Genomic DNA, 12,847 nt, shown 5'->3' with positions numbered 1-12,847 from the left:
ATTTGGATAAATTGTATAAAGAATACATCTATGTTAATATGTAAAAAATAATTAAAAAGAGAGGGGGACCTTGAATGAAGAAATATTCAAGTGCAGCTGTATGGATTGTTGCATTAGCTGTTCTGATTTTTGCATCAGTAGCTATGTGGGAAACAGGAAGTAAAGCGGATACTATTTCATATAGTTCGTTCCAGCAGAAATGGAACTCAAATCAAATAACTAAGATATATGTTCGTGAAGATAATATGACTATTGAAGGTGTTTTAAATGATAATAAGAAATTTATAACATATGCACCTAAAGAATTAGTAAATAAATTGATAACTGACAGTCCTAAAGGGAATGTTAAAGTTGATTTTGAAAAACCATCAAACACAAGTGCTTGGCTATCAATAATACCTACAGTTTTAACTATAGTATTATTCTTAGTGTTATTATTTGTTATGACTCAACAATCACAAGGTGGAGGTGGAGGAAGAGGTGTTATGAACTTTGGTAAAAACAGAGCTAAAGTTGCAACACCAGATTCTAAGAAAGTAACATTTAATGATGTTGCTGGAGCTGACGAAGAAAAACAAGAATTAGAAGAAATAGTTGATTTCTTAAAAGAGCCAACTAAATATACAGAAATGGGGGCTAGAATTCCAAAAGGAGTTCTTTTGGTTGGACCTCCTGGAACAGGTAAAACATTGCTTGCTAAAGCTATAGCTGGAGAAGCTGGAGTTCCATTTTTCTCAATTTCAGGTTCTGACTTTGTAGAAATGTTTGTAGGTGTAGGTGCATCAAGGGTAAGAGATCTTTTCGCAGATGCTAAAAAGAATGCTCCTTGTATAGTATTTATAGATGAAATAGATGCTGTTGGTAGACAAAGGGGAGCAGGTCTTGGTGGAGGACATGATGAAAGAGAGCAAACTCTTAATCAGCTACTTGTTGAGATGGATGGTTTTGGTATGAATGAAGGAATCATAATGATTGCAGCTACTAATAGACCAGATATATTAGATCCTGCTCTTTTAAGACCAGGTAGATTTGATAGACAAATAGTAGTTGGAGCGCCTGATGTAAAAGGAAGAGAAGAAATACTTAAGGTTCATACTAGAAAAAAACCTTTAGCAGAGGATGTTAAGCTTGATGTTTTAGCTAAGAGAACTCCTGGTTTTGCAGGAGCAGATTTAGAAAACCTTACTAATGAGGCAGCTTTACTTGCTGTTAGAAGAGGTGATAAGTCTATAACAATGCAGGATATGGAAGAGGCCATAACAAGAGTGATAGCTGGTCCTGAAAAGAAAAGTAGAGTTATTAGTGAAAAAGATAGAAAGCTTAGTGCTTATCATGAAGCTGGTCACGCAGTAGTTATGAAATCTCTTAAATTCTCTGATCCAGTTCATGAAATAAGTATAATACCAAGAGGTAGAGCTGGTGGGTACACTATGCATTTACCTGATGAAGATAGAGCATATACATCAAAATTAAGATTGAAAGATGATATGGTTGGACTTCTTGGAGGTAGAGTAGCTGAAAAACTTATATTAGGTGATATAAGTACAGGAGCTAAAAATGATATAGATAGAACAAGTGCTATAGCTAGAAGTATGGTTATGGAATATGGTATGAGCGAAAAGCTTGGAACAATATCATATGGTGCAGATCAAAATGAAGTATTCTTAGGTAGAGATTTAGGAAGAGGAAGAAACTTCTCAGAAGAAATTGGTGCTGAAATTGATAAGGAAGTTAAAAGTCTTGTTGATGAAGCTTATAGAAGAGCTGAGAAAATTCTTAAAGATAATATAGCTAAGTTACATGCTGTAGCAGGAGCGTTACTTGAAAAAGAGAAATTAGAAAGAGAAGAATTTGAAAGAATTTTTGAAGAAGCATAAATTTAAATAAGTATAAAGAGAGTCTATTAAAGGCTCTCTTTTATTTTCTAGGAAATAACAAAAATAATATGATAATCATTGCAATAACACGAATGATTTGATTTATTTTATAAAAATAATTCGAAAAAATCCTTGGTTATAATATTTTTGATGGTATACTTTAGAAAAGTAATGTATAATAAAATATATTTATTTAAAAATAACGAATATTATTTAATGGAAAAGAGGTTATGGTATTGAAAAGTGATATAAAAATAGCTCAAGAAGCTAAAATGGAACCAATAATAAAAATTGCTGAAAAATTAAATTTAAAAGATGATGATATAGAGTTATACGGAAAATATAAATGTAAAATATCATTAGATATTTTAAAAAATAATGAAAATAATAATAAAGGTAAGCTAGTACTTGTAACAGCAATAAATCCAACTCCTGCTGGAGAAGGAAAATCAACAGTAACTGTTGGACTTGGAGATGCTTTAAGTATAATGGGAAAAAGAAGTGTTATAGCGTTAAGAGAACCTTCACTTGGACCTGTATTCGGAATTAAAGGTGGAGCAGCTGGTGGTGGATATGCACAAGTTGTTCCTATGGAAGATATAAATCTACATTTTACAGGTGATATGCATGCAATAACATCAGCTAATAATTTATTAGCTGCAGCTATAGATAATCATATACATCAAGGAAATGATTTGAGAATAGACTCAAGAAGAATATTATTTAAAAGAGTTATGGATATGAATGATAGAGCTCTTAGAAATATAGTAGTTGGAATGGGTGGAAAGGTAAATGGATTTTTAAGAGAAGATGGATTTATGATAACAGTAGCATCAGAAATAATGGCAATACTTTGTTTAGCTACTGATTTAAATGATCTTAAAGAAAGAATGGGTAATATATTAATTGCTTATAATTTAGATGGTGAGCCAGTTTACGCAAAAGAATTAAATATTCAAGGTGCTATGGCATTACTTATGAAAGATGCTATAAAGCCTAATCTAGTACAAACGTTAGAAAACACTCCAGCAATAATTCATGGAGGACCTTTTGCTAATATTGCACATGGATGTAACTCAATACTAGCAACTAGACTTGCTTTAAATTTAGGTGAGATAGTTATTACGGAAGCTGGATTTGGAGCTGATCTTGGAGCTGAAAAGTTCTTAGATATAAAATGTAGATATGGGAATTTAAATCCAGAGTGTGTTGTAATAGTAGCTACAATAAGAGCTTTAAAGCATCATGGAGGTGTTGTTAAAGCTGAATTGAATACACCAAACGTTGAAGCTTTAAAACTTGGTATATCAAATTTAGAAAAGCAAATTGAAAATATAGAAAAATATAATGTTCCAGTTGTTGTTGCTATAAATAGATTTGTTACAGATAGTGATGAAGAAATTGAATTTATTAAAGATTTTTGTAAATCAAAAGGTGTGAGAGTTGCGCTTTCAGATGTTTGGGCAAAAGGTGGAGAAGGTGGAACTGAATTAGCTTCAGAAGTTCTAGATGTATTAAATAGCAATGAAGCTGATTTTAAAGTTTTATATGATGAAAAGGATAGTATAGAAAATAAAATTTTAAAAATAGCTGAGGAAATATACGGAGCTAATCATGTTAATTATACGCCAGCAGCTAAAAAACAAATAGCAGAACTTGAGAAATTTAATTTAGATAAATTACCTATATGTATGGCTAAAACACAGTATTCATTATCAGATAATCCTAATTTACTTGGAAAACCAGAAAATTTTGATATAACTGTAAAAGAGGTTAGAGTGTCAAATGGAGCTGGATTCATTGTAGCATTAACAGGAGATATAATGACTATGCCTGGGCTTCCTAAAGTTCCTGCTGCAAATAAAATGGATATATTAGATAATGGAGAAATTATTGGATTATTCTAATAATCTGTTAAACTCTTGACAAATACTGCCGAATTGTTAAAATTATATTGTTAAAATTAAGTTAGTTTATTGTAATAAAAGCAGCTTTGATTATAGCTGCTTTTAACTATATTAAGGTGGTGCTTTTATGATTTTGCTTGTCGATGTAGGGAATACTAACATAGTGTTAGGGGTAAACAAAGATGATAGCTATATAGCAAGTTGGAGAATATCAACAGATGCAAAGAAAACTTCTGATGAATATAGTATTCAAGTAATGCAGTTATTCTCACAAAGTGGTTTAAATCCAAAGGAAGTTAAAGGTATAATAATATCATCGGTTGTGCCTAATATAATGCATTCCTTAGAAAATATGATAAGAAAATGTTTTTGTAAAGAGCCTATTATTGTAGGTCCTGGAATAAAAACAGGAATAAATATAAAATATGATAATCCTAAAGAAGTTGGAGCAGATAGAATAGTAAATGCTGTTGCAGCTTTTGAATTATATAAAAAACCAAATATAGTAATTGATTTTGGTACAGCAACAACATTTTGTGCAATAACAGAAAAGGGTGATTATTTAGGGGGATGTATTGTTCCGGGGATAGGTATATCATCAGATGCATTATTTGAAAGAGCGGCAAAGCTACCAAGAATAGAGCTAGAAGTACCAAAAAATATTATATGTAAAAATACTACTGTAAGTATGCAGGCTGGTATTTTATATGGATATATTGGGCAAGTTGAATATATAGTAAATAAAATGAAAAAAGAAATGAGAAATAAATGTTCAGAAGAACCGATAGTTATAGCTACTGGAGGTTTAGCTAATTTAATAGCAAAAGAAACAGATGTTATAGATATAGTTGACGGAGAATTAACACTAGAAGGATTAAGATTAATATACAATAAAAATAAGGAGTAGTACTCGTATGAAAATAGGAAATCTAGAATTTAAGAATAATGTATTTCTAGCACCTATGGCAGGAGTAACTGATATTGCGTTTAGAGGACTTTGTAAAGAACAAGGATGCGGATTAGTATATACGGAAATGGTTAGTGCAAAAGCACTTTTTTATGGGAGTGAAAATACTAATAAGCTTTTAAGGATAGCAGATGAAGAGAGACCGGTTGCTGTTCAAATATTTGGTCATGAACCAGATATTATGGCAAAGATGGTTGAGGAGCATTTTAATAAGAGAGAAGATATTTGTATAATAGATATAAATATGGGGTGTCCAGCACCTAAGATAGTTAAAAATGGTGATGGTTCAGCTCTTATGAAAAATCCAGAGTTAGCTGCTGAAATAGTTAGAAAAGTAAAAAGTGTTTCTAACAAACCTGTAACTGTTAAATTTAGAAAAGGCTTTGATGAAGATAATATAAATGCAGTTGAATTTGCGCTTGCTTTAGAGAAGGCAGGAGCTGATGCTATTGCTATACATGGTAGAACTAGAAAGCAGATGTATGAAGGTAAAGCTGATTGGAATATAATTAAAGAAGTTAAAGAGCGTGTAAATATACCTGTTATAGGAAATGGTGATGTATTTACACCAGAAGATGCATTAGATATGAAAAGACTTACTAATTGCGATGGTATTATGATTGCAAGAGGAAGTATGGGTAATCCGTGGTTATTTAAACAAATTGAAAGGGTTTTAAATGGAGAGGAACCTATAGAAATAAGTCCTGAAGATAAAATCAATATGTGCATTAGACATTATGAGCTTGCTATAAAGTATGATGGTGAGCATAAAGCTATAAGAGAAATGAGAAAACATGCATCATGGTATATAAAAGGATTACCTAAATGTACTGAGATAAGAAATGTAATGAATACATTAAATGATAGCAAAGAAGTAATGAAACTTTTAGTTGATTATAAAAATGAATTAAAGCATTTAAAATTAAGATAAAATATTAACTTTTGAATAAAGTTTTTGCTTTATTCAAAAGTTGTATTATTTTTAAACATAAAAACAATTAATTAATACTATATATGAATAAAGTATATATGTATTTGGATATATAATATATAGTATGTAATTGTTTAAAGACACTAGATTTGTTGACATATTATATGCCCTGCTTTATAATATTTTAAATGAATTTCAATATTTGTAGGGCTCTAATAGTTTGAAAATATTATAGTAAAATATAGACCGATTTAGGTTATTAAAGGGGAGTTAAATATGAGTGAAAAGAAGAAATTTGTAATGACTTACGAAGGCGTAAAGAAACTTGAAAACGAACTAGAATACTTAAAAACAGTTAAAAGAAAAGAAATAACTGAAAAGATAAAAGTAGCATTAGGATACGGAGATTTAAGTGAAAACTCAGAATATGATGAAGCTAAAAATGAGCAAGCTTTTACAGAAGGAAGAATACTTCAATTAGAAAATATGCTTAAGAATGCTGAAGTTGTAGATGAATCAGAAATACCATCAGATGTTGTTTCAGTTGGTGCTAAGGTTAAAGTTAAAGATTATGAATTTGACGAAGAAGTTGAATATACAATAGTAGGTTCAGCAGAAGCAGATCCAATGGAATTTAAAATATCAAATGAGTCACCAGTTGGAGCTGGACTTATTGGTAAAAAAGTTGGAGATATCGTTGAAATAACAGTACCTGATGGAGTCAATAAATATGAAGTCTTAGAGATAAGTAGACAATAACGGAGGGATAATTAATGTCAACTGAGGAAATTAATGTACAAGAATTAGAAGCTCAGTTAAGTGAACAAGAGGCACTTAGAAGAGAAAAACTAGCTGAATTACAAGCAGCTGGAAAAGATCCATTTGATGTATATAAAGTGGAAAGAACTCATAGTTCAGAAGAAGTTAAATCAAACTTTGAAGAATTAGAAGGTCAAGTTGTAACTGTAGCAGGAAGAATAATGTCAAAGAGAGGACAAGGGAAAGTTGTATTCTCAGATATCCATGATAGAGACGGAAAAATCCAATTATTCATAAAGATTGATGCAGTTGGAGAGGAAAACTTAAAAGCATATAAGAGTTTTGACTTAGGTGACTGGGTTGCAGCAACAGGAGAAGTATTTAAAACTAAAACTGGTGAAGTTTCAGTTAAAGTTACAGATTTTGAATTAACTTGTAAATCATTAAAGCCACTTCCAGAAAAATTCCACGGATTAAAAGATCCTGATTTAAGATATAGACAAAGAGAAGTGGATATAATAACTAATCCAGAAGTAAAAGATACTTTCATAAAGAGATCAAAAATAATAAAAGCTATAAGAGAATTTTTAGATGAAAAAGGATTCTTAGAAGTTGATACACCAATACTTTCACCAATAGCTGGTGGTGCAGCTGCTAGACCATTTATAACTCACCACAATGCATTAGATATAGATATGTATTTAAGAATTGCTACAGAGTTATACTTAAAGAGATTAATAGTAGCAGGATTTGAAAAAGTTTATGAAATGGGTAAAAACTTTAGAAATGAAGGAGTTTCAGTAAGACATAATCCAGAGTTTACTGCTATAGAATTATATCAAGCATATGCTGATTATAATGATATGATGGAAATTATGGAAAATATGATTGCTTATGTATGTGAAAAAGTAAATGGAACAACTAAAGTAATGTACGAAGGAACAGAAATAGACTTTAAGCCACCATGGAGAAGAATTACTATGGTTGATGCTGTTAAAGAATATTCAGGAGTTGACTTTAATGAAATAAAATCAGATGAAGAAGCTCAAGCAATAGCTAAAGAAAAACATTTAGAATTCCCTAAACCACTTGATAAGGTAACTAAGGGAGAAGTTCTTAATATGTTATTCGAAGAATACGGTGAATCAAACTTAATTCAACCAACATTCTTAATTGATTATCCAGTAGAAATATCACCTCTTACTAAGAAAAAGAGAGGAAATGAAGAATTTACTGAAAGATTTGAAGGATTTGTATATGGAAGAGAAGTATGTAATGCATATTCAGAACTTAATGATCCAATAGTTCAAAGACAAAGATTTGAACAACAAGCTAAGGAAAGAGAATACGGAGATGATGAAGCATATATGTTAGATGAAGAATTCATGAGTGCTTTAGAAACAGGTATGCCTCCAACAGGTGGACTTGGAATTGGTATTGATAGAATGATAATGTTCTTAACTGATTCATCATCAATAAGAGACGTTATTCTATTCCCAACAATGAAACCAGCAAAATAATTGCATATATTAAGGATATCTCATTAGAGGTATCCTTTTTTGTATGTAATATTATTTAAAATAAAAAGCTCTTTTAAACATAATATAGTTTTATTAAAATAAATTAATTTAAATATAAAATAAAAAAGTTTTAAAAAATAGTTGCATTTTATATAAAAGATGATATAATATCAAATGTAGCAAATATTCCGCGATAGCTCAACGGTGGAGCACTCGGCTGTTAACCGATAGGTTGGAGGTTCGAATCCTCTTCGCGGAGCCACTTTTAAAATAATATTCCACGGTAGCTCAATGGTGGAGCACTCGGCTGTTAACCGATAGGCTGGAGGTTCGAGTCCTCTCCGTGGAGCCATTTTAAAAATATTCCGCAGTAGCTCAATGGTGGAGCACTCGGCTGTTAACCGATAGGTTGGAGGTTCGAATCCTCTCTGCGGAGCCATTTTTAATTTAGAATTTATGCAGTGATTTTAATCACTGCTTTTTTTATTAAATCAAGCTATATACCTTGACATATAAAAACCTTTTGGTAAAATAAATTTATGATTTAAAATTTAATAGATGCGTTGATAAAGAAGAGTAAATTTATATTTATTTAAAGAGAGATGATGGTAGGTGCAAATCATTAATAGATTAAATTGAAGGGAACTTTTGAGCATTTTAATTAGAAAGTTGGGCTTTAGCCAAGAAGGGTGGAACCGCGGAAAGTTTTTCGTCCCTTTATTGTGCTTAAGGCTTTTTTTATTATAAAAATTTTTGGAGGGATTAACAATGGCAGTAGAAAAAACTATGGAAAAAATAGTTGCACTATGTAAAAATAGAGGATTTATATTCCCAGGTTCAGATATATACGGTGGACTTGCAAACTCATGGGATTATGGTCCTTTAGGAGTAGAATTTAAAAATAACGTAAAAAAAGCATGGTGGAAGAAATTTGTTCAAGAAAGCCCATATAATGTAGGAGTTGATTGTGCTATCTTAATGAATAAAGAAGTTTGGGTAGCTTCAGGTCACTTAGGTGGATTCTCAGATCCATTAATGGATTGTAAAGAATGTAAATCAAGATTTAGAGCTGATAAATTAGTTGAGGATCATATGACTGAGAGTGGAGTAGAAGTTGCTTCAGCAGATGGTATGTCAAATGAACAATTAAAAGCATACATAGAAGAACATAATATAGTATGTCCTAAATGTGGAAAGATGAACTATACTGAAATAAGACAATTCAACTTAATGTTTAAGACTTTCCAAGGAGTAACTGAAGATGCTAAAAATGAAATATACTTAAGACCAGAAACAGCTCAAGGTATATTTGTAAACTTTAAGCAAGTTCAAAGAAGTTCAAGAAAGAAAGTACCATTTGGTATAGCTCAAATAGGTAAATCATTTAGAAATGAAATTACACCAGGTAACTTTACATTTAGAACAAGAGAATTTGAACAAATGGAATTAGAATTCTTCTGTAAGCCAGGAACAGACTTAGAGTGGTTTGGATACTGGAGAGATTATTGTTGGAATTTCCTATTAAATTTAGGAATGAATAAAGAGTGTTTAAGATTAAGAGATCATGAAGCTGAAGAATTATCATTCTATTCAAAAGCAACATCAGATATAGAATACCTATTCCCATTTGGTTGGGGTGAACTTTGGGGAATAGCTGATAGAACAGACTATGACTTAAAGAAACATGAAGAACATTCAGGTCAAGATATGAGCTACTTAGACCCTTCAAATAATGAAAGATATGTACCATATTGTATAGAACCATCATTAGGAGCTGATAGAGTTGCTTTAGCATTTTTAGTTGATGCTTATGATGAAGAAGATTTATCAACAGAAACAAAGCAAGATTCAAGAGTTGTAATGCACCTTCATCCAGCACTTGCACCATTTAAGGCGGCTATATTACCTTTATCAAAGAAATTATCAGATAAAGCTCTAGAAGTTTATGGTGAGTTAGCAAAGAAATTCAATATAGATTTTGATGAAACAGGAAGTATTGGTAAGAGATACAGAAGACAAGATGAAATTGGTACTCCATTCTGTATAACAGTAGACTTTGATACATTAGAAGATGGAGCAGTAACTGTTAGAGATAGAGATTCAATGGAACAAGAAAGAATAAAAATAGAAGATTTAGAAGCTTATATAGCAAAGAGTTTAGAATTTTAATTATATAATTTTAAATAAATAAAGGGAGCATTTTTAAAATGCTCCTTTTATTTTTATATATAAATGTTTAAAAATAATTATTATGAAAATAATATTATAAATTGTAGTTTAAATTTTAAAATTATAATATTATTAATATATAAATATACAATATTTTATTGGTTTTGGGAGGTATAAATATGGCTGAGATATTAAATAAGAGAGTGTTTAATTTTTATGGAGAGATACAAGCGCCGGAAGAGTTGAATAAGTTTATAAATAATAATGAAAAAACTTTATTTGCAATAAAGACATTTAGAGATGCCGCAATAATTACTGATAAAAAGATATTGATATGTGATAAGCAAGGATTAACAGGCAAGAAAGTAGAGTATTTTGTAATACCCTATAGCAAAATAGTTACTTATTCTATTGAGACATCAGGAAGATTCGATTTAGATTCTGAAATTAAATTAACTTTGTCTGGAGGGCTTGAAATAGAACTTCAATTTTTAAAGGACAAAAATATGAATGACTTATTATTTAAAGTTTTTAAAGTAATAGATGAATATGTAATAAAATAAAAGGTACTATCTTTAAGTACCTTTTTTATTTCTTTAAATAATAGATATTTAATAAAAAATAAAATAAAATTATTTAGATTTATTTAAATTAGTATATATGATATTTTACAGTAGTTAAAAATAATAATATATAGTGTTATAATTAAAAGCAAATGGGACAAAATTAAAGACGACTCATAATATAAGTTGAGGGCAAGGAAGACTTGGAGGCAAAGTATGAGAAAAGATTTTAAAGAATTTAAAGATTTTATAAGAGATAAGAAAGTAGCTGTAGTAGGTATAGGGGTTAGTAACATTCCTCTTATAAATTTTTTGGTTAAATTAGATGCAAAAGTAACAGCTTTTGATATAAAAACTGAAGATAAGCTTGGCATGATAGCTGAAGAATTTAAAAATAAAGGTGTAAAACTTTCACTTGGAGAAAATTATTTAGACAATTTAAGTGGATTTGATGTTGTATTCAAAACTCCTTCTATGAGAATTGATTGTGATGCTTTGGTTAGAGCTAAAGAAGAAGGGGCATACATAACATCAGAGATGGAAGAGTTCGTTAGATATTGTAAAGGAAAAATTTATGGAGTAACAGGTAGTGACGGAAAAACAACAACAACAACTATAATATCAAAATTATTAGAAAAGCAAGGATATAAAACTTGGGTTGGAGGAAATATAGGTACACCTCTTTTTTCTCAAATAGAAGATATAAAAAAAGATGATATGGTAGTTTTAGAGTTATCAAGTTTTCAACTTATGACTATGGATTTACCTATAGATGTAGCTATATGTACAAATTTAGCACCTAATCATTTAGATATGCATAAAGACATGCAAGAATATATAGATGCAAAGAAAAATATATTTTTATATGGAGAAAAGGATGGAGTATTAGTTGTAAATAGAGAAAATGAAATAACATATTCATTCGAAAAAGAAGCTAAAGGTGAAGTTAGAGAGTTTAGCTCAAAAAGAATATTAAAAAATGGAGCTTACTATAATGATGGCAAACTTTATTTAGAAGGACAAGAAGTAATAAGTAGAAATGAAATATTGTTAAAAGGAATGCATAATGTTGAGAATTACTTAGCTTCATTTATAGCTACTAAAGATGATGTAGAGATAAATACAATGAAAGAAGTTTGTAAAACATTTGGTGGAGTAGAACATAGATGTGAGTTAGTTAGAGAGATTGATGGCGTTAAGTATTATAATGATTCAATAGCATCAAGCCCTACAAGAACATTAGCAGGTTTAAAGGCTTTTGATGAAGAAGTAATATTAATAGCTGGAGGCTATGATAAACATATTCCATTTAAACCATTAGCTGAAGAAGGCTATAAATTTATAAAAACTCTAATTTTATTAGGAGATACTAAAGAAAAAATAAAAAATGCATTTAATAAACTAAAAGAAGAAAAAGGTATAGAAGTAAAAATTATAGAAGTTAATAATTTAGAAGAGGCTGTTGATAAAGCTAGAGAAATTTCAGAAAGTGGAGATATAGTTACATTGTCACCAGCTTGTGCGTCATTTGATATGTTTCCTAACTTTATGGTTAGAGGAGATAAATTCAAACAGATAGTTAATAAATTAAAATAATAAAAAGAGCTACATAAATTTGTAGCTCTTTTTTATTAATAATTAAATTGCATTAAATAAAGATTCAATTTAATTAATTATGTTATATAAATTACAACACAATTAATTAAAATTTATCAATAAAGAGCAAAAATAACGATAACTGTACCTAGCGTATCATGATTAGAAATTAAAAGTAATAATAAGAAAATGATAGAAAAATAGTATTAATTTAATTAAATGAATATTTTATAAAAAATAGATATAAAACAATCATGATATTATAATATCCGTCGTCAGGTGATGGCGACAAACCAAAACACTTTCAAGTTTGATTGAAAAAACTTTTTAAAAAAGTTGTTGACAATAAGAAACTTAAGTGTTAATATATAAAAGCGGTCAACGAAACCGCACAGATCTTTGAAAATTGAACAGAATATAGAAATACATTTAGAACCAGCAATTCTTTTTACAAGTAAGTTTTAAGAGTGAGATTAAACTTTTTATTGAGAGTTTGATCCTGGCTCAGGACGAACGCTGGCGGCGTGCCTAACACATGCAAGTCGAGCGATGAAGTTT

The 12,847-nt window shown here is 30.0% G+C and carries 9 protein-coding genes, 3 tRNA genes, 1 rRNA gene and 1 other annotated feature; all 13 genes read left to right on the top strand.

Annotated features, from left to right (window positions below):
* Positions 1-74 precede the first annotated feature (74 nt).
* Complete coding sequence (gene ftsH / locus AC4FQW_RS11405; protein ID WP_491149151.1) at positions 75-1,877, top strand: ATP-dependent zinc metalloprotease FtsH; 1,803 nt, start codon at positions 75-77, stop codon at positions 1,875-1,877.
* A 236-nt stretch (positions 1,878-2,113) separates the two neighbouring features.
* The gene (locus AC4FQW_RS11400) at positions 2,114-3,784 is read left to right on the top strand and encodes a formate--tetrahydrofolate ligase (RefSeq protein ID WP_491149149.1); all 1,671 of its coding nucleotides are present in this window, start codon (positions 2,114-2,116) and stop codon (positions 3,782-3,784) included.
* Between the two features lie 127 nt (positions 3,785-3,911).
* Entirely contained in the window at positions 3,912-4,691 is a 780-nt protein-coding gene (locus AC4FQW_RS11395) for a type III pantothenate kinase (RefSeq protein ID WP_303130506.1), read from the top strand.
* Between the two features lie 7 nt (positions 4,692-4,698).
* Positions 4,699-5,682, top strand: a complete 984-nt coding sequence (dusB, locus tag AC4FQW_RS11390) for a tRNA dihydrouridine synthase DusB (RefSeq protein ID WP_303130507.1) — start codon at positions 4,699-4,701, stop codon at positions 5,680-5,682.
* 276 nt (positions 5,683-5,958) lie between these two features.
* Entirely contained in the window at positions 5,959-6,441 is a 483-nt protein-coding gene (gene greA, locus AC4FQW_RS11385; protein ID WP_303130508.1) for a transcription elongation factor GreA, read from the top strand.
* A gap of 14 nt (positions 6,442-6,455) precedes the next feature.
* Positions 6,456-7,961 carry a lysine--tRNA ligase gene (gene lysS, locus AC4FQW_RS11380; protein WP_491149146.1) on the top strand — a complete coding sequence of 502 codons (1,506 nt, stop codon included), beginning with the start codon at positions 6,456-6,458 and terminating at the stop codon, positions 7,959-7,961.
* Between the two features lie 187 nt (positions 7,962-8,148).
* Positions 8,149-8,223, top strand: a tRNA-Asn gene (locus tag AC4FQW_RS11375).
* 15 nt (positions 8,224-8,238) lie between these two features.
* Positions 8,239-8,313: transfer RNA gene (locus AC4FQW_RS11370), tRNA-Asn, on the top strand.
* A 12-nt stretch (positions 8,314-8,325) separates the two neighbouring features.
* Positions 8,326-8,400 (top strand) — tRNA-Asn (locus AC4FQW_RS11365).
* 115 nt (positions 8,401-8,515) lie between these two features.
* Positions 8,516-8,681, top strand: a binding site (T-box leader).
* Positions 8,682-8,729: 48 nt separating this feature from the next.
* Positions 8,730-10,130, top strand: a complete 1,401-nt coding sequence (locus tag AC4FQW_RS11360; RefSeq protein WP_303130512.1) for a glycine--tRNA ligase — start codon at positions 8,730-8,732, stop codon at positions 10,128-10,130.
* Positions 10,131-10,309: 179 nt separating this feature from the next.
* Positions 10,310-10,693, top strand: a complete 384-nt coding sequence (locus tag AC4FQW_RS11355; RefSeq protein WP_303130514.1) for a PH domain-containing protein — start codon at positions 10,310-10,312, stop codon at positions 10,691-10,693.
* Positions 10,694-10,909: 216 nt separating this feature from the next.
* Positions 10,910-12,289: a UDP-N-acetylmuramoyl-L-alanine--D-glutamate ligase gene (gene murD, locus AC4FQW_RS11350; protein WP_491149143.1), complete on the top strand. Its 1,380-nt coding sequence runs from the start codon at positions 10,910-10,912 to the stop codon at positions 12,287-12,289.
* Between the two features lie 481 nt (positions 12,290-12,770).
* Positions 12,771-12,847: ribosomal RNA gene (locus AC4FQW_RS11345) — 16S ribosomal RNA — on the top strand; the annotation flags it as partial.

The organism is Clostridium sp. TJA085 (assembly GCF_058310235.1).
Note: the sequence above shows the minus strand (reverse complement) of the source record. Positions and strands in the feature narration are given on the sequence as shown.